Source organism: Sphingobium sp. JAI105 (genome assembly GCF_015752145.1).
In the GTDB taxonomy this organism is placed as follows: Bacteria; Pseudomonadota; Alphaproteobacteria; order Sphingomonadales; family Sphingomonadaceae; genus Sphingobium; species Sphingobium xenophagum.
The window spans coordinates 13,190-31,984 of the sequence record NZ_JADOUC010000004.1 but is presented as its reverse complement, the minus strand read 5'-3'; the positions used below and the strand labels follow the sequence as shown (position 1 = coordinate 31,984).

Sequence of the window (18,795 nt, the reverse complement as noted above, 5' to 3'; positions counted from 1 at the left end):
CGTTTGGGGCTTTTATCCTCTGCAATCAATGACTTGCATTGTTGCAAAAGTGCCGGTCAGCTTTCCGTCAGGATGCCGCGCAGATAGCGGCCATAGTCGGACTTGCCGAGCTTGCCGATCGCCTGTTCAAGGCCGTTGGCGTCGATGAAGCCCTGGCGGTAGGCGATTTCCTCGGGCGCGGCGATCTTGAAGCCCTGACGCTTCTCGAGGACGCGGACGAACTCGGCCGCATCAAGCAGGCTGTCGGGCGTGCCGGTGTCGAGCCAGGCATAGCCGCGGCCCATGATTTCGACATGCAGGTCGCCGCGTTCGAGATAGACGCGGTTGACGTCGGTGATCTCCAGCTCGCCGCGCGCCGAAGGCTTCATGTTGGCGGCGATATCGACGACTTGCTCGTCATAGAAATAAAGGCCCGTGACCGCCCAGTTGGATTTGGGGCTTTCCGGCTTTTCCTCGATGGTTTCGGCCTTCATGTTCGCGTCAAAGCTCACCACGCCATAGCGTTCGGGATCGTTGACATGATAGGCGAAGACGCTGGCGCCTTCCTTGCGCGACGAAGCGCTGGCGAGGATTTCGGGCAGGCCGTGGCCATGATAGATATTGTCGCCCAAAATCAGCGCCGACTGCTGGCCTGCGACGAAATCGGCGCCGATGATATAGGCCTGGGCCAGACCGTCAGGGCTGGGCTGTACGGCATATTCCAGGGTCATGCCCCAGGCCGACCCGTCGCCCAGCAGCGACTGGAAGGCGGGCAGGTCGCGCGGTGTCGAGATGATCAGCACTTCGCGGATACCCGCCAGCATCAGCGTGCTGAGCGGATAATAGATCATCGGCTTGTCATAGACCGGCATGAGTTGCTTCGACGTCGACAGCGTCATGGGATAGAGGCGCGTGCCGCTGCCTCCTGCAAGAATGATACCCTTCATAGCTCAAAATTCCCCAGATAATTCAGTTGGTCGCCGGTTGCAGCCGGTCCATCACTTCGTCGAGCGAGACGCGCCAGTCGGGTAGCGTCACGCCATGCACTTTCGCGATCCGGGCGCAGTCGAGCCGCGAATTGGCGGGCCGGGTGGCGGGCGTCGGATAGTCGGCCGTGCCGATATGCCGCACCGATGCCGACGGACCACCGCGTGCCGCCGATGCCGCGAAGATCGCTTCGGCAAAATCGGCCCAGCTGCCTTCACCCTGCGCCGTCATGTGAAAGACGCCACGTTGCTCGGGATAGCTATCGGCTACCATATTAGTAGCCACCTGAATGATGCCATCCGCGATCGCCAGCGCACTGGTCGGATTGCCGACCTGATCGCCCACGACGCCGAGATCATCGCGGTCACCCGCAAGCCGCAGCATCGTCTTGACGAAATTGCCGCCGAACGGGCTGTAGACCCAGGCGACACGCAGCACCGCGCTGTTTTCCGGGTAGGTCGAAAGCACCGCCTGCTCGCCCGCCAGCTTCGACGCGCCATAGACGCCGGTGGGACCAGTGGGGTCGCTTTCGACATAGGGGCGGTCCAGCGTCCCGTCGAACACATAGTCGGTCGAGATATGGATGAGCGGAACACCCAGCGCCTTGGCCGCCTGCGCCACCGCGCCCGCGCCCGCGCCGTTGACGGCGTGGGCCAGATCGCTCTCGCTCTCCGCCTTGTCGACCGCGGTATAGGCGGCGGCCGAGACGATCGCGTCGGGCTTTGCCGCTTCCAGTGCGCGGGCGATCGAGGCGGGATCGGCGAGGTCGAGGTCTGGGCGGCCGATCGCGATCACCTCATGCCCCTGCGCCGCGCCGCGTTCGATCAGGCTGGTGACGACCTGGCCTGCCGTCCCGGTGACGGCGATCCTCACGCCTTCGCTTTCTCAAGACCCAGGCGCTGGCCGTCATAGGCGTCGCGCAGCGGGCGCCACCACCATTCATTGTCGAGATACCAGCGCACCGTCTTTTCGATGCCGCTGTCGAAATTCTCCTGCGCGCGCCAGCCCAGTTCATTCTCCAGCTTGGTCGCGTCAATTGCGTAGCGGGCGTCATGGCCGGGGCGATCGGTCACATATTCAATGAGATCGACACGGGGCTTATCCGTGGGGCGCAGTTCGTCGAGCACCGCGCAGATGCGCTTGACCACATCGATATTCTTGCGCTCGTTGCGGCCGCCGACATTATAGGTTTCGCCCGGCTCGCCCTTTTCGACGATGATGTCGAGCGCGCGGGCATGATCGTCCACATAGAGCCAGTCGCGGATATTCTCGCCCTTGCCATAGACCGGCAGCTTGCGCCCTTCGAGCGCGTTGAGGATGGTGAGCGGAATGAGTTTTTCGGGAAAGTGGTACGGCCCGTAATTGTTCGAGCAGTTCGACACCACGATCGGCATCCCATAGGTGCGGTGCCACGCCTTGGCGAGGTGATCGGACGCAGCCTTCGACGCCGAATAGGGCGAGGAGGGATCGTAGGGCGTCGTTTCCTCGAACAGCCCTTCGTCGCCCAGCGAGCCATAGACTTCGTCGGTCGACACATGGAGGAAGCGGAAGGCGTCTTTCGCGGCGCCTTCGAGGCCGTTCCAGTAGGCGCGGGCGGCTTCCAGCAGGGTGAAGCTGCCTACGACATTGGTCTGGATGAAATCGGCCGCACCGGTGATCGAACGATCGACATGGCTTTCGGCGGCCAGATGCATGATGCGGTCGGGCTGGAACCCGGTGATCGCTGCGTCCATTGCCGCGCGATCGCAGATATTGGCGTGCAGGAACTGGTGGCTGTTCTTGCCTTCCACTTCCTTGAGCGACGCTTCGCATCCCGCATAGGTCAGCGCGTCGATGGTGAGGACGTCATAGCCCTTTTGCAGCACCAGATAACGGACGAGGGCAGAGCCGATAAAGCCGGCGCCGCCGGTGACGATGACACGCATGGATTAGTTGCTCCAGCTGAAATAGGCAGGAAGGTCGGCGAGCAGGGGCTGCCGCGTATCCTTGGGGGAGAGGGTGCCGGCATCCGCGACGTCAGGCCAGGTGATGCCGATCGTGGGATCATCCCAGGCAAGACCCTTGTCGCATTCGGCGCTGTAATAATCGGTCACCTTGTAAGCGATGACCGTGTTCGGTTCCAGCGTGCAGAAGCCATGGGCAAAGCCCGACGGTACCCAGAGCTGCTTGCCATTGTCAGGGGTGAGCGTCTCCCCGACCCATTGGCCATAGGTGGGCGACCCGGCACGGATGTCAACGGCCACGTCGAACAGCGCGCCTGCGGTGCAGCGCACCAGCTTGCCCTGCGCGTGGGGATTGCTCTGGAAATGCAAGCCGCGGATCGTGCCCACCTTCGCGCTGAGGGATTCATTATCCTGCACGAAGCCGAAGTCGCCCACATGTTGCATGAACAGGTCGGCACGGAACACTTCGGCAAAATAACCGCGTTCGTCGCCGATATGGCGGGGCGTCAACAAGGTGACGCCAGCGATGTCAAAAGTCTGGATGTCCATATTATCCCCTGCGCAATGACACGCCGTGCCGGCTGTCAGTTCCTGCTGTTCTGAACCGTTTGCACCGCGCTCGTCACCGTCAGAATCGGCGAGAAAAGCTGGCTGATCAGTTGGATGAGCTTGCTCGGCTGATTGGCGGCGGCATTGCCGAAATACAGCACATCCTTGTCCTGCATGGCAAACCGCTGGGCTAGGAAATAGGAGCCGGTCTGCATCATATTGATATGATAGACGATGGGCGCTTCTTGGCCTTGCGCGTCGGCAACGTAGCGAAACACGAAGATGGCGGCAGGATTGCCGATGCCCGGATTGACGCCGCCTGCGGTAGCGATCGCTTCGGCCAGCGACACTTTCGACCGGCTGAAGGGTACCTGTTCCACCCGCCCCGACGCGCCCAGCACCGAAAAGGTGCGAGGGTTGTTGATCAGGATGAACTTATCGCCTGGATAAGCGCGCACGTCGAGCGCCGGATTGTCGGTCAGGTCGTTCATACGCACGTCGACATTCCTTCCGCCCCGGTTGATCCGCAGTGTCAGGTCGCGCGCATTGCCGCGATAGCCGCCAGCCAGCGCCACCACGTCGGACAGCGTTTCGCGATTGGTCTGAAGCACCAGCCTGCCTGGCTTTCCCACTTCGCCGCCCACGATGATTGAATTGGTGATCGCCTGGTTCATGGTAATCAGAACCTGCGGATTTTGCGAGACGCGTCGCAGCGCGTTGCGGATCATCGCCTCGACCTCGCCCACAGTCACGCCCGCGACATGCAGCGTGCCGGCATAGGGAACGGCGATGTTGCCCAGATCGTCGACCCGCATTGGGGGAAGCTTCTGCACCTGGACACCGGGGGTCGTCAGCTGGTCGCTGGTTCCGCCAGAACCGGAAAATAGCGTGACGCCCGCTTCATAGATATTGATGTCGAGTACGTCGCCCGGCCCCACCAGATCGGTCGGTGGCGGCGTGAGCTCGGGTAAGAGCGCGGTCGCAGCCGTCGACGCCCCCCCTGCGGGCACATCCGCGGCCGTTTTGACCTGCACGAGGCGGATTGGGTCGCTGCCGCTCTTGGGCGCCTTGGCCGATTTTTGGATCTGTCCGCCTGTCGGACCGCTCGATGGCAGGGTGGTGCAACCCGCCAACGCTGCGAGCAAGATCAAATAGAGGAAATTCTTGATATGCATCGCGGAATGAACTCAGAGGCTGGCAGTTTCGATTGGTCGCCTTAGCATCGGTATCCAAGAATGGACAATAGCCCTGCCTGCGATTGCCTATTCACGAATCGGTTGGCGCAATCAGAAGCGGGAAGATGGCTTGATCGTTCACTAACGCAACCTTCCCTGACATGGCTTAGTCGTGCATCCGACACCGGTAGCCGATTTACCGCCTCAAATCTGTGAGATGCAACGCATGGATCCTGAAATACCGGCTTCTCAGACCAGGCGACTTACGCCATGCATAATGGCAAGGCCTGGATCGAAGCGATACATGGACTTGTGTAATATATGCCGCCTAAGGCGGCTGCCTAATACCGCATATTCTGGCGAAGGGCTGAATGATTTGACATGTTCATAAATCCGAACCATGGCATCCGCCGCACAAAATCCAACCCGACATCCTTTGCCAAGGGGCATGCCCATGCATGATACGGCCTATCAGATCGGCGGCCTGATCATGGACATCTACCTGCCTTTATCCCCGGCCAAAATTCTCGAAATCGGCGCCCAGAACGTCAATGGATCGTTGCGTGACCATGCTCCTCGCAACGCCGAATATGTCGGCCTCGACTTTGAGGCGGGGGGCGGTGTCGACATCGTCGTGACCGGTACTGGCGACTGGAACGTTCCAGATGCCCATTTCGACCTCGTCATGGCCTCTTCTGTCTTTGAGCATGATAAGGCTTTCTGGCAGACTTTCGTAGCAATGTGCAGGAAGGCAAAGCCGGGCGGCCATATTTATGTCAGCGCGCCATCGAACGGGACCGTCCACCGATATCCTAAGGATTATTGGCGCTTTTATCCCGATTCCGGGATGGCGCTCGAACAATGGGCACGGAGCGAAGGATTCGATCTGACTTTGGTGGAAAGCTTCGTTGCCGAACGCGAAGCCGAAATCTGGAATGATTTTTGCGCCGTCTTTCGGCTTGGCCCTAGCGACGCCGATCTGAACCGCGATTTTGTCCATGACAAGGTACGATCCACCAATGTCCTGACATGGCGATCGTCGCGGATCATTAACCCCAAGGACGACACCGAAGATATGCGCCTGCTGGGCCAAGCCCGGGAAGAAACGCGCAAATGGGTGGCTCATAGTGAATTTCTGAACGCCACCTTGTCTGAACGTGAAACCATGTGGGAAACGGAACGCGCCAATTTAAAGGCGGAGGAAGCCCAACTTCGCACTGCCCATTCCGCCGAAATCGAGCAGCGATCCAATCAGATCAGGGAACTGGAACAACAGATCGAACAGCACAGGTCCAGCTTGGCCGATGCCGCCGCTACAGCGCAGGAACTGGACGTCTCGCGCCGGAGGGGGGAAGAGCTGGCAGCAGAGCTGGAGCGGCTGAACAATCAGGCACAGGTGGACGCAGAACAGCGTGAAGAGCAGATTCGCGCGTTTAGGGATAAGCTGAGCGAATTACAGAGCCGGCTCGCGCAGCGGGAGGAAGAAGCAGCCCAAGCCTGGACGAGCGCAGAGGGGCATGAACGGGAACGCGACATGCTCGCGGCCGAAGTCGAAAAGGTGCGTCGCGACCTGGTCGATGCCAATGGCTGGGTCATGCGACTTGCCCTGACGCGCACCGAGATGGAACGGCGCATCACCGGTCTGGAAGGTGATCTGGCCAAGCTGTCCAAAGATTTCGGGCGGGTGCAGCAACGCAATATCCTGCTCGAAAGCCGCGTGGCGTCTCTATCTGCACAAACCGCTCGTCCCGCGCTTTCCGACCAGACCGTAGCTCCGCCCAGAAGCGACAGCACCGACGAAGAAATAAGGCGCCTTCAAGATGATCTCGCCCAAGCGACAAACACTCTCGTCAGCAAGGAGCTTCGCATCAACCAGCATGTCAAAGAACTGGTGATGCTGGGAAATATGCTAGCATCGGAACAGGACCGACTGCTGGAATTTGAGAAGCAAAATGCCTGGTTGAGAGAAACCGGAAAGGTCATCCTTGATTACAGAAGATGGTGGTGGCGCTTCATACCTTTGTCCTGGCAGAGAAAAAGGCGCGACCGGCATTTGCTGAAAAAGGGCCTGTTCGATGCACAAGCATATGTGAACAAGTATCCAGATGTGATTACTTCTGGTCAGGATCCTCTGCGCCACTATTTCTATCATGGCGTCGCTGAAAACCGACAATATTTTTAAACAGGCCCTCACCATGCAGACATTGTCGGAGCAAATTCTCCAGCTTGAGCAATCCGGGACATTCGATCAGGCCTGGTATGTTCAGCATTATCCCGATGTGGCGCAGTGCGCCATGTCGCCCGCTGAACATTTCATACGGATCGGTCAGCATATCGGCCGCAAGCCGAATGGCACGGCATCTGGTGAACGATCCACAGATGAAGTGCGCGCGGACGCCACCAGCACCGCGCCACAAGAGGCGATGCAAACGCACGATGGTCGGCGGGCGGCGATAGCGCGAGCCAGCAGAACCGATAATCAGGCAATTGCACAACTGGCCTTGGTTTCCCACCCGCCCGTAAAGACATATGGCCAGTATAAATCCGAGATCCTGTCACGGATGGATAAGTTGTCCGACCAGCCATATTTTCCCGTAAATGTCAGCATAGACACCGATTATACGGGGCCCCCACATGCCACGTCATTCGATTCCTTCATTTCCAAGCGGCAGCGATCGGAAGCCGTGAAGCAAATGACGAGGATGTTGAAATTCGGCATCGTAGCCATCAATCCACAACCTGGCGTTCATGCCGCGCGCGATGACGATGGAGAATTCATCCGCTATCGCAGCATCATGGCGGACAAAGAGTTCATCGACAGGCTGCCATCCTGGATGATCATCCATATCCATGCCTTCTACCCCGATGTCGTCGAAGAGATGCTATCCTATTTCCATGGGGATTCGAAAAAGGGCCGGTTCTTCATCACGACAACAACCCAGAAAAATTACGACGCGATAGCCAATATCCTCGATAATCAAGGATTTTCATCCTATAAAATTCTTCTGATCGACAATAAGGGTCGCGATATTGGGCCATTCCTCGATTATGCCGTCGATTACGCATCTGACGGGGACGTCATCTGCCACGTACATACTAAAAAAAGCCCCGACGTCGGCGGGAGCTATGGCGAGAAGTGGCGTAATCAGCTTTACGGAGCGCTGTTGACCCAGACGGCAGTGGATGCGTTCGAAGACAGGCAGCTTGGACTACTTTTCCCCGATACGTCCCGCAGCGTCGGTTGGGGCAAGAATTTTCCGCTTTGCAAGCAAATAGCTGAATATTTCGGCCGCCAGCCAAGCTCCCATCCCGGTCCCATGCCGGTCGGCAACATGTTCCTTGCCAGGGTGGAAGTCGCGCGGGCTATGCGGGATGCCACCCATGATTTTGAATGGCCGCGTGAGCCGGTCCCTTATGATGGGTCGATCCTGCATGCGATCGAGCGAATGTGGTCGATGGCGTGCGAACATGCGGGCTTTCAATGGGCGGCGATCCATAGCCCCTATGGCGATAACGCAAGCACTGACGCAGGCGCCCGACCTGCCGGTGCCCGCCGCGCAAAAGGATGAGGGCGGTCAATGGCAGCAACGCGATCGCCCGCACTGCCGATTATCTTTCCAACTCTGCGCGTGTTCGAACAGGCGATTATCAGAATCAAAATGTGAAGTCGCTGGTACTAGATAAAGATCATTTTTGAAAATTGGATGCTGCCGTGAGTAAATATCACAAACATGCCGCTCATATAATCAGCAACGGCATATTCAAATATGATTTCTATCGAGATCAGGTAGCCGAAGCGCGCGACCTCAACGAAATTGAACTTGCTTGTCATTATTTCGAGTTTGGTCAGTATAGAGGTATTTCACCAAGCGGTGAGTTTGATCCGGAATATTATTTAAGGGTTAACCCGGATCTGCGTGGTGTGGAAGATCCCACCCTTCATTATGTTGAAAACGGGAAAAGGGAGGGGCGATCCAGCAGCCTTGCCGCCCACCTGATCGCGGAAGAGCTGGACGAGCTTGCCATCGAGGAGGGATTGATCCCGCAGCCCGATCTTGCGCCATCGGACCCGGATTATCTTCATGCCCTCGCCGTTGCTTTGCGGATGCTTGATCGTGACCCGAACTATTTTTCGGGCCGGTACTATTTTTCGCGCTACCCAGACATCGAAGGCCAACCGCTTCACCCGCTGATCCATTATCTGAAATATGGGCGGCATGAAGGGCGGGTGACAAATGTGTCATTGATGGAGAACATCTACGTCAATGCGGAACTGATCGACAAAAACCGCCCGAATATCCTCGTCGGCGTTCATGAATCATCGACTACCGGTGCCCCTATTGTAGGCATGGACCTGGCCAAGGAACTGATATCTTCCCATAATGTAATATTCGTTTCCTTGCGTGACGGCCCTTTAACGGAGATCGCAAAATCATATTTCCCGGTCGTCATGGTAGCCAGCCATTCAGATGACGATAATTATTTCTTCATTGACTATATAATGGATAACCATCCGGTAGTTGATTCCATATTCTCTAGCACGGCATGCGTTCCTTTTATTAGACCGTTTTCGTCAACCCAATGCAAAATAACTTGTTTGGTACACGAATTTCTGGAGTATATGATTTACGCCAGAAGCGTCATTTATCTATGCGACCTGCTGGTTTTTTCGTCCCGGCAGTTGCTTAAGTCCTGGCAATATATGCTTGAGGATCTGGACCGCGATCCCGCAACGATCATGGTTCTGCCGCAACCGACCGCATCAACCAACGTCCGGGCGATGCCCAAAGCCGAAGCGCGCGCTGCAGTAAGCGCCGCCACCGGCCTCGATCTAGAAGGGGCGACGCTGGTGCTGGGGGCGGGGCATATCCAGATCCGCAAAGGCACAGACATATTCCTGCAGATCGGCAACCAACTGCGACGGGAGGAAGGAAAATTCGTCGTCGTCTGGATCGGTCAGCAGATCAGCGAATTCGATATGGCTTTCGGGGTCTGGCTACATGCCCAGATGGAACGGAGCAGGGATAGTGAGGGCGCGCTGTCGGTTCATTTTGAACCTTCCGGTCCGCTCTATCCCGTCTTGATGGATGCAGCCGACATATTCCTAGTGACCTCGCGGCTCGACCCACTTCCCAATGTCGCGCTGGATGCTGCGGTTCGGGACGTCCCGGTCATTGCCTTTTCGGGCGCCACAGGTCTTGCCGACCTGGCCGACCATGGCGAGATGGACCTGATCGAGGTTGAGATTGGCGCCATAGATGAAGTGGTTGCGGCGATAAAATCGCGGTTAGGCCTGAAGTCGTGACCTAATCGGGCTATACGGACCCCGCTCCTCAAGTTATTTGGGCCGGATCATTTTACTGCGCATATCGCAGCACGGATCAGTTGACGGGGTGTTATAGTGAGCAAGGCAGGGTCGTGCACGATCATAGGCGGGGGCTTGATCGCGACCGCAGGCGCCCTGGCTTTGGAAGAGCTTGGCTCGAACGTTACCGTTGTGACCCGCGCTCCACCGCCGCTTGGCGGAGACAGTATAGAATGGACATATGGGGATGTGGCGAGCCAAGCCGCCGTCCATGCCGTCGAGCGCGCTGAAAGCGTCATCTATGCTGCAGGAACGCTGGGACCGGCGACCAAGCTTGAAACAGTGCATAGCGGCATTTCGGACGAAATCGTGCCCGTCCTCAAGCTGGCGGAACAGGCTGCCGGGTCCGGCTGCAAGACATTCGTGTTCATATCGTCCGGCGGCACGGTCTATGGCCCGAACGTGCCCTTGCCAACACATGAGGACGTCCGCACTGCCCCGATCAACATCTATGGCACCATCAAGGTTCTGACTGAACTGGCGCTGCTGGAGGTCGGGCGGAAATACGGCATCTCAATAGTGATCTTGCGTGTTTCCAACCCCTACGGTCCGGGCCAGAGCGGAACGCGGCGCATGGGCTTCATTGCTGCGGCGGCAAAGGCAGCGATGGCCGGCGAACCGATCGTGATTTGGGGCGATGGCAGCACCACGCGGGATTTCATCTTCATCGACGATGTGGGCCGAGCGCTTGCTCTAGCGGCCGGCTATCGTGGAAATAGCGTCATCCTGAATATCGGTTCGGGCGAGGGACATTCCCTGCTCCAGATTTGCAAGATTGTGTCCAGCAACAGCCCCCGCCCGCTAAATGTCCAGTTCGACAGCGGACGGGCCTTTGATGTGCCCAAAAACTATCTGGATATTTCCCGCGCCGCACAGGTGTTAGGCTGGCGGCCCCAAGTGGCGTTGAACGACGGGATCGCATTGTTGATGAAGAGAGGCGGTATCTGACAAGTTGACCAGACCTGCTGACAACAGAACATATTATCTCCGCCTGCTGGCGGGATGCTCCTATGGACGCCGATCGCGTACAGACGCCAGTTCTTGCCTTCAGGTTAGGATGTATCATGCCGTCCAATGCCCTATTCTCGGACCCGCCCATGAGCAGTGACGAGCGATCAATCGCGCACTGGCGGCAGAAGCTGGCCGATAGCGAGGCGAAGCGGGAAGCGCTCGCGCAAAAGCTGGCGCAGGCCGATCGGTGGGTGTTCGACCTTGCAGACCAGTGTCGTGTATTGACAGCTGACAAGGCCGACCTTGGCAAGACATTGCGCCTGACACAGTCCCGCTTGGACGAATTAAGACAATCCTTGGATAATCGCCTCGATCGCCTGACCCGTCGGTACGAGGAAGCACTTTCCCAACTGGAAAGTGAGCGAGAAGACCATAACGCCATCAAGGACGCCAGCACGGCAAAGATCGCCGAGATGAACGACCGGATTGCCGCAAGTGAGCAGCAGATGAAGGAACGTTTCCGCGAAATTGTCGCCCTGACGCGAGTCATTCAGGAGCGGGATCAAATCCTGGCCGAAGCCCATGGACGCATCGAATGGATGCGCCGGGTGATTTCCGTATTGACCAGAGGGTTTTCCACCTCCGGCAAAGCGCGACTGCTATCCTGGTTGCCGAGCCGTTACAGTCAGAAGCGTCACAAATATTTGCTGAAAGAACAGGGATTGTTTGATCCAGATGCTTATACGAGCATTTATCCTGATGTCGTTGATAGCAAAGCCGATCCATTACGGCATTATATCAATCATGGCCTCCAGGAAGGCCGCAAGATAAGCAGAGACAAATAGTTGTGATTGACGTGATAGACAATCTGCATATTTCTATACTTCGCGAGTGGGAATATTTCGACGCCGATTGGTATTTACAGGAATATCCCGATGTTCGCATACTGAACATGGATCCTGCCTATCATTATCTGTGGATTGGTGCGCGCATGGGCCGCAAACCATCGGCCCTGTTCGATAATTTCATCAATCGCTATCACAAGGCCGACGATCTTATTCGGGAAATTAAGAAAGCGCCTTCGCCCGGACGTCAGTCACCCTATGCCTCGCATGATGATCCGCTTCGCAAGCAACCGGCAGAATTCATAGAACCGGGCAGTGTCGAGCCAGCAGCGGTCGAAGGACTGCGTGTGGCCGTGCATGCCCATCTATATTATGCCGATTTGGCGGAGGAGTTCGCCCGCTACCTGTGCCGGATACCCTGCACTTTCGATCTGTATGCATCGACGGCAACCGAAGAGGCCCGCCGCAACGTCGCGGCAACATTCTCCACTATTTCCAACGTCAACAATGTGGATGTACGCGTCGTTCCTAATATAGGCAGGGATATTGCCCCATTATTTGTAGAATTTGGTGATGACATTATTAAGTATGACATAATTTCGCATATTCATACAAAAAAATCTTTTTATAATAATGGATCTACAGATGGTTGGAGGGAATATATACTAGAATCCCTTTTCGAGAATGAGGAAAAAATTGCTTTCTTTATTCAAAATCTCAACCGTTCACGATATGGCATCATATATCCACAATCTTTTCACAATTTGCCTTATATGGCCGCTACCTGGCTGGCGAATGGCGGATTGGCACGGAAATGGGCGCCGCAATTTGGCGTCAACGCCCTACCTGATGGCTATTTCGATTTTCCGATAGGGTCCATGTTCTGGGCCAAAACCGACGCCATTCGGCCTTTGCTGGACGCCGGCCTGCAATGGAGCGATTTTCCGCCGGAACAAGGGCAGACCGATGGCACCCTAGCCCATTGTATTGAGCGCATGTTAGGCGTCGTGCCGACGTCACGCCATTTTCAGCACGGCGTTATCCGCGATATCCAGACACCCAGTTGGTCGCGTTGGCGCCTGAACCAGTTCATCGACCGGCCTCTGGAACATATCCATGCCGCCATCACAGACAAGAATACGAAAATCGTTGCCTTCGACATTTTCGATACCTTGCTGACGCGCCCCTTTCTGGACGCCGATTATGTGAAGCATATCCTGCATAGCGAACATGAGAAAAAGGACATCGGGGGATTTCGCGACTTGCGCATGCGCAGCGAAGGCGAGGCGCGCGAGGCCAAGGGAAGCGATGTCGACATTCACGATATCTATCGACAGCTGTCTACTGCGGAGAGCGCAACGCAGTATCTGACGCCGGATCGCGAGATCGCGCTGGAAATGCAGTCAGTGCGCACTCGAAGTGAGGTTGTGGCATTGCTGAATCTTGCAGTGCAAAGCGGTAAGAAAGTCGTGCTGGCGAGCGATATGTTCCTGCCCCGCAGCGCGATCGAGGCGATGCTAGCGCGTTGTGGCATCGCAGGATGGGACAGATTCTACCTATCGTCAGAAGTGGGCCTGCGAAAGGACAGCGGCAAGCTGTACGAGCATATTCTCGCCATGGAAGGGGTAAAGCCGCATCAGATGGTGATGATCGGAGACAATGAACGATCGGATTTCCAAATCCCGGCAAACATGGGTATCCGCACCATCCATCTGCTCAAGCCCGTGAACATAATGCGGGCCATTCCCCGCCTGACGGACCTTGTCCCGGCGGCCGAAGATGCACCAGCGGCGGACCAATTTCTCTTCGGCGCCATCGCGTCAGAAAATTTCGGCGCAATCAGCTATCCGGATTTTTCCCCCGACGACATGTTCGGCCCGTCCCCCAGAGCCATCGGCTATAGCCTTCTGGGGCCCATCGCCGCCGCATTTTCGCAATGGCTGCTGGACGAGGCGCAAAAGCACGGCCTCGACCAGCTTTATTTCCTGGCCCGAGAGGGGAAATTCCTCAAGGCCGCGTTTGATGTCTGGCAGGATGGTCGCGCGGAGGCGGTGCGCAGCGATTACCTGCTCATTTCCCGGCGCGCCGTCACCGTGCCATGCATCAGGTCGGTCGAGGATATATTCGACATCGCCGCATCCAACGATTTCCATGGCGCATCCATGGCAATGTTCCTGAACGAGCGCTTTGGTACGGTGCTGGACGACGTGCTATGGACAGAGTGCGCGCGCGCCAAACTATGGCCACGCCACGCCCCCCTCATGATATCCAATGGCGATATCGATCATATTCGGCCGTTCCTACGGTTTATTGCCCCGCATATCATTCGACAGGCCGATATCGAACGCGAATCGGCTCTTGCATATTATCATGCCCAAGGACTTGGAACAGGTGAAAGCGCCGCTGTCGTCGATGTCGGCTATGGCGCCACCATCCAGCGACACCTCATCAGGCTGCTCGATCAAAAAATCCATGGATTATATATGATTACCGACAAGAAAGGCGATGCTCTGGGCGCAGCCGCGAATGTCATAGCCAGCGGATGTTTTGTACAGGGTGCCGAGCGCAACCCTTCCGCATCCCCCCTTTTCGTTCACAGTTTCCTGCTCGAAAAGATGCTCAGCGCAGATGATGAACAAGTCATTCGCTACAATCTGTCAGGGCAAGCGGAGTTCAGGGAAAGGGGCGATTATATCGATTCCAGTCAAAAGGTCCGGCATGAACTGCAGCAGGGCGCTATGGACTTTTTGAAAGATGCCGTTCGCTTTCGTGATGAAATGATTGAGGAACTCATCATCGATACAGAAAAATGCGAGGCTTTATTCTCTCGTTTTGTCTCTGATATTTCCGATGCAGAGAATCGGCTTTTTTCATCTCTTGCGCTTGATGATTATTATTGCGGTAGAGGAATAGTGGAATAATATATCCTGAAATTTTTGGATTTATATATTCAACCGTTCGAAAATTTTGACCGTTAAAGGACAGACTGGCTTTACTTTATCCACGCTATTGCAGAGGGAATAGCGGTAAGCCAGCTGGAGCCCCGCAAAGTCGGGTATTCTGAGGATGGTGAACTTGCCGAGTGGTGGTAGCGATGTTGCCGGACGCTGTGGGCATCAGATGGTTGATCTTGCGCACCATCGGCATCGTCCGTGCCACTATCGAGATCAGCAGGTACACCTTGCCTATAACTGTCAGCGGCTCGCCTGGCTCGATGGGCGTACTGTGCCCGTTTGATACAAAACCGCCCTCCAACGCCGTCAACAGCATAACAATTGCCCAAAAATAGGCTGTCCCATCAGACCAACCCCGGCTTTACCATCTGTGCCACCGTCGCCAATCACATCCGACAACTTTTCGAGCAGTCCAACTTGCTTGGGGCCGGATTGCCATTAATGATAGCGCTAGAGGGGTTAAGCTGTATGGCAAAAACAGCTGGGGCGTTTTGATGACAATTAGCATCGCTGTTGGTTTGAAACATCCAAAACGAAAGATGGATGAGTTCAATCCAGTCCGATTTGTTCGGATTTCGCCTCAGGCAGGCACAGTGAGCGCTGCATCCGACAAGGCGCATGGGTGAAAGAAGGAAAGTCTAGGAATGGCGATGACGGATAGGGCTGTACGCAAAGGCGGCATGACAAGCGCCAAGCCCGTCGGCGGAGCAGCATTGGCGCTCCCAGAAGTCGCAATGTCTGAGGGGGCCAGCAGCCGCCCTATTCCGGAGCGCCAAGCCATTGTGGTGCTGGCGATGCACCGCACGGGATCAAGCGCTATTACCCGCGTGCTGAACCTACTGGGCTGCGATGTGGCAAAGACGTTGATGGGTCCGAACGAGCATAATGAAAGCGGCTATTGGGAATCCGATGTGTTGCGCATCTTCAACGACAAGCTTCTGGCCTCGGCAGGATCGGACTGGCGAGACTGGCAGGCCTTTAATCCGGGCTGGTACCAGACGCCGCGCCTTGCAGAACATCTGGAACAAGGCCTGGAACTACTGAAATCCGAATTCGGCGCATCAAGATTCTTTGTTTTCAAAGATCCTCGTATCACCCGGATCGTACCATTCTGGCGCCGACTTCTGGAGGCAGCCAATGCCGAACCCTATGTGGTCATAACTTTGCGCCATCCCGTCGAGGTCGCAGCATCGCTGGCCAAGCGCGATGGAATGACCGGGGCGGAATCTGCCTTGATCTGGCTGCGCAATATGCTGGAGGCCGAATATGGCAGCCGGGGCATGGCCAGGGTGGTGGTGAATTATGACCGACTGATGACCGCGCCAAGCCAGACCATGGCTGCGATCCAGCAACCGTTGAGCTTAGTCTGGCCGCGCTTGTCGGAAAAGGTAGCGGCAGAGATCGACGCTTTCATGTCGCCAGCATTGCGGCACCACAAAGCGGAACCATCCGCAGCATTCCAGACGGATCAGGCTTTCCGCACCTGGCTGACCGAGGTCAACGCCATTTTCGAACGCTGGAGCGAGACTGGAGAAGACAAGGCGGACTGGCCCGCGCTCGATGCTATGCGCGCCACGATGGATAATCTCGCCATGCCGCTGCGCGAGGTTGTGACAAGCCTGAGTCAGCAGGCCATCGACATGTCCGCGCGTGACAAGGAACTGGCCTATTTGCGCGGCGAAGCGGGCAAGCGCGGCGATGCCGTCACCGCTCTGACCGCCGAGAAAAAGACCCTGACCGATGCGCTGGCAGCGCAAAAGACCGCTCAAGTGGAAGAAGGCGAGGCACTCCGGGCCGAGATTAAGAAATTGCGCGATGCTCTGGCAAACGCGCAAGAAACCGCCGCCAGTCAGGCAGAAGCGCATAAGGTCGCGGCCGAGGCCACTGACAAGGAACTGGCCAATCTACGCGGCGAAGCGGGCAAGCGCGGCGATGCCGTCACCGCTCTGACCGCCGAGAAAAAGACCCTGACCGATGCGCTGGCAGCGCAAAAGACCGCTCAAGTGGAAGAAGGCGAGGCACTCCGGGCCGAGATTAAGAAATTGCGCGATGCTCTGGCAAACGCGCAAGAAACCGCCGCCAGTCAGGCAGAAGCGCATAAGGTCGCGGCCGAGGCCACTGACAAGGAACTGGCCAATCTACGCGGCGAAGCGGGCAAGCGCGGCGATGCCGTCACCGCTCTGACCGCCGAGAAAAAGACCCTGACCGATGCGCTGGCAGCGCAAAAGACCGCTCAAGCGGAAGAAGGCGAGGCACTCCGGGCCGAGATTAAGAAATTGCGCGATGCTCTGGCAAACGCGCAAGAAACCGCCGCCAGTCAGGCAGAAGCGCATAAGGTCGCGGCCGAGGCCACTGACAAGGAACTGGCCAATCTACGCGGCGAAGCGGGCAAGCGCGGCGATGCCGTCACCGCTCTGACCGCCGAGAAAAAGACCCTGACCGATGCGCTGGCAGCGCAAAAGACCGCTCAAGCGGAAGAAGGCGAGGCACTCCGGGCCGAGATTAAGAAATTGCGCGATGCTCTGGCAAACGCGCAAGAAACCGCCGCCAGTCAGGCAGAAGCGCATAAGGTCGCGGCCGAGGCCACTGACAAGGAACTGGCCAATCTACGCGGCGAAGCGAGCAAGCGCGGCGATGCCGTCACCGCTCTGACCGCCGAGAAAAAGACCCTGACCGATGCGCTGGAGCATGCACGCCGACAGAGCAAGCTTGAGCAGTCGGCAGCTCTCAAACAGGCAGAGGATTTGAGAGCGGAATTGGCCGATCTGACTAGAAAGCTGGATGCATCGGACGCGGCTCAGTCCCATCTGGCGAGGGAAATAGCCGAAATTACTGCTCAAAATCGCGAGCAAGCAAACCAATTGGCACAGGCCGCCGTCCAGCAAGCCGATTATGAGCAAGCCCATATGGCACAGGTTAAGGCTTTGACAGCCAGCCTAGAAGCCAATGAAACCGAACTCGACAAATCCAAGGCTGCACGACAGACTCTTCAGCACAGTTTGTCCGAAACCCAAAGCGCGCTGCGCCAACGACAGCTTGAAACCGAGGAAACCGCCGCCGCCCTCGCTGAAATCCGTCAGGAACTGAAAGCCGCGCAGACTGAGTTGAATGAGCTGCGACAAATGCAGGTAGATGACCGCGCCGCTCTAGAAGCCGCACGCCAGACCGCCACGGTGGCGCAGGCGGCCGAGGCCGAACGTTATGATGAAGTCGCGGATCTGACGCAGGTCCTGATAGATCGCGAGGAAATGATCGCGGCTCAGACCGCGCATATTCATTCCGTCGAAAGCGCCTTTACCTCTCTGAACGACGCCATGAAAACCATGAAGCAGGAGGCGGTTCAATCCACCGCAGCTATTGCGCGTCTGAGGCAAGATTTAATTGCGAACGAAAAGGCGTTGGCCACGATCGGAACCGAACGGCAAAACCTGCAACATCTGTTGTTGGAAACCCAGGGCGCCCTGCATCAACGCCAGCGAGAAGCCGAGGAAACCGCCGTGGCGCTGGCAGCGACCCGGCAGGCGCTGGAAACCGCAGATGCCGAACTAGAGCATACGCGTCGGGCGCAGGCGGAAGACCGGGCCGCATTGGAGGCCGTCCGCCACGCCGCCGATGTCGCGGAGACCGAACGGCAAGCCAGGATCATGGATCTCACCCAAAGCCTAGCGCAGCGTGAAATGAGAATTGACCATCTGATGCATCTGACCGAGGAAGGGCGATCCCTATCCGAGCGGATCGACCATGCGATCAACGCCATTCTGATCCGGCCAGAACGCCGTTGGATAAGCGGCAAGCGTCAACTGGCGCGCAAAGCGGCCCTGCTAAGGGAATCGGGCATGTTCGATGCCCAATGGTATGGCCTGGCGCATCCGGACGTTACGCAAGCAGGCGAAGACCCCGCCATCCATTATATTCAGCACGGGCGCGCGGAAGGTCGCCACCCCTTGCCCGATCTGGCCCGGTTCATGGCGACATTGCCCAAGGCGAACCCGCCTGAGAACTGAACCGACGATCATCTTCACCACCTGATGCGCTACCTCAACCTCC

13 protein-coding genes are annotated in these 18,795 nt (G+C 57.0%); 7 read left to right on the top strand and 6 right to left on the bottom strand.

What is annotated here, in order from left to right; all coding sequences use genetic code 11:
* Nucleotides 1-56 precede the first annotated feature (56 nt).
* From rfbA to IWY39_RS23765, 5 genes are read right to left on the bottom strand one after another with little or no spacing between them, the layout of a single operon-like run.
* Complete coding sequence (gene rfbA / locus IWY39_RS23785; RefSeq protein ID WP_095687601.1) at nucleotides 57-926, bottom strand: glucose-1-phosphate thymidylyltransferase RfbA; 870 nt, start codon at nucleotides 924-926, stop codon at nucleotides 57-59.
* Nucleotides 927-948: 22 nt separating this feature from the next.
* A complete protein-coding gene (gene rfbD / locus IWY39_RS23780) occupies nucleotides 949-1,839 on the bottom strand; it encodes a dTDP-4-dehydrorhamnose reductase (RefSeq protein ID WP_107126464.1) in 891 nt (296 codons plus the stop codon).
* Nucleotides 1,836-2,891: a dTDP-glucose 4,6-dehydratase gene (gene rfbB / locus IWY39_RS23775; RefSeq protein WP_019054745.1), complete on the bottom strand. Its 1,056-nt coding sequence runs from the start codon at nucleotides 2,889-2,891 to the stop codon at nucleotides 1,836-1,838. Before rfbB ends, rfbD begins: the two co-directional genes overlap by 4 nt.
* 3 nt (nucleotides 2,892-2,894) lie before the next feature.
* Nucleotides 2,895-3,458: a dTDP-4-dehydrorhamnose 3,5-epimerase gene (rfbC, locus tag IWY39_RS23770; protein WP_196871756.1), complete on the bottom strand. Its 564-nt coding sequence runs from the start codon at nucleotides 3,456-3,458 to the stop codon at nucleotides 2,895-2,897.
* A 35-nt stretch (nucleotides 3,459-3,493) separates the two neighbouring features.
* Nucleotides 3,494-4,633 carry a polysaccharide biosynthesis/export family protein gene (locus tag IWY39_RS23765; protein WP_095687598.1) on the bottom strand — a complete coding sequence of 380 codons (1,140 nt, stop codon included), beginning with the start codon at nucleotides 4,631-4,633 and terminating at the stop codon, nucleotides 3,494-3,496.
* A 454-nt stretch (nucleotides 4,634-5,087) separates the two neighbouring features.
* Here IWY39_RS23765 and IWY39_RS23760 point away from each other — a divergent pair, with 454 nt between their 5' ends.
* The 6 genes from IWY39_RS23760 to IWY39_RS23735 all read left to right on the top strand — a co-directional run bounded on the left by IWY39_RS23760 (nucleotide 5,088) and on the right by IWY39_RS23735 (nucleotide 14,715).
* Nucleotides 5,088-6,815: a class I SAM-dependent methyltransferase gene (locus IWY39_RS23760; RefSeq protein WP_196871755.1), complete on the top strand. Its 1,728-nt coding sequence runs from the start codon at nucleotides 5,088-5,090 to the stop codon at nucleotides 6,813-6,815.
* Entirely contained in the window at nucleotides 6,784-8,202 is a 1,419-nt protein-coding gene (locus IWY39_RS23755; RefSeq protein ID WP_196871754.1) for a rhamnan synthesis F family protein, read from the top strand. Before IWY39_RS23760 ends, IWY39_RS23755 begins: the two co-directional genes overlap by 32 nt.
* Nucleotides 8,203-8,345: 143 nt before the next feature.
* Nucleotides 8,346-9,938, top strand: a complete 1,593-nt coding sequence (locus IWY39_RS23750) for a glycosyltransferase (protein ID WP_196871753.1) — start codon at nucleotides 8,346-8,348, stop codon at nucleotides 9,936-9,938.
* Nucleotides 9,939-10,034: 96 nt separating this feature from the next.
* A complete protein-coding gene (locus IWY39_RS23745) occupies nucleotides 10,035-10,946 on the top strand; it encodes an NAD-dependent epimerase/dehydratase family protein (RefSeq protein WP_331274496.1) in 912 nt (303 codons plus the stop codon).
* 149 nt (nucleotides 10,947-11,095) lie between these two features.
* Nucleotides 11,096-11,794 carry a hypothetical protein gene (locus tag IWY39_RS23740; protein ID WP_095687591.1) on the top strand — a complete coding sequence of 233 codons (699 nt, stop codon included), beginning with the start codon at nucleotides 11,096-11,098 and terminating at the stop codon, nucleotides 11,792-11,794.
* A gap of 11 nt (nucleotides 11,795-11,805) precedes the next feature.
* Nucleotides 11,806-14,715, top strand: a complete 2,910-nt coding sequence (locus IWY39_RS23735; protein ID WP_196871751.1) for a rhamnan synthesis F family protein — start codon at nucleotides 11,806-11,808, stop codon at nucleotides 14,713-14,715.
* Nucleotides 14,716-16,109: 1,394 nt separating this feature from the next.
* Here the strand turns inward: IWY39_RS23735 and IWY39_RS23730 are convergent.
* Nucleotides 16,110-16,517 (bottom strand): hypothetical protein, encoded by a 408-nt coding sequence (locus tag IWY39_RS23730; protein WP_196871750.1) that lies wholly within the window; start codon nucleotides 16,515-16,517, stop codon nucleotides 16,110-16,112.
* On the opposite strand from IWY39_RS23730, the gene IWY39_RS23725 reads away from it, so the two are divergent.
* Entirely contained in the window at nucleotides 16,518-18,752 is a 2,235-nt protein-coding gene (locus tag IWY39_RS23725) for a hypothetical protein (protein WP_196871749.1), read from the top strand. It abuts the gene before it with no gap.
* The last annotated feature ends 43 nt before the right edge of the window (nucleotides 18,753-18,795 follow it).

Excerpts from the sequence above, each read along its gene's own strand:
- IWY39_RS23740 (WP_095687591.1), top strand. The coding sequence starts at position 11,096 with ATGAGCAGTGACGAGCGATCAATCGCGCACTGGCGGCAGAAGCTGGCC.
- IWY39_RS23755 (WP_196871754.1), top strand. The coding sequence starts at position 6,784 with ATGGCGTCGCTGAAAACCGACAATATTTTTAAACAGGCCCTCACCATG.
- IWY39_RS23765 (WP_095687598.1), bottom strand. The coding sequence starts at position 4,633 with ATGCATATCAAGAATTTCCTCTATTTGATCTTGCTCGCAGCGTTGGCG.
- IWY39_RS23760 (WP_196871755.1), top strand. The coding sequence starts at position 5,088 with ATGCATGATACGGCCTATCAGATCGGCGGCCTGATCATGGACATCTAC.
- rfbB (WP_019054745.1), bottom strand. The coding sequence starts at position 2,891 with ATGCGTGTCATCGTCACCGGCGGCGCCGGCTTTATCGGCTCTGCCCTC.
- rfbA (WP_095687601.1), bottom strand. The coding sequence starts at position 926 with ATGAAGGGTATCATTCTTGCAGGAGGCAGCGGCACGCGCCTCTATCCC.
- rfbC (WP_196871756.1), bottom strand. The coding sequence starts at position 3,458 with ATGGACATCCAGACTTTTGACATCGCTGGCGTCACCTTGTTGACGCCC.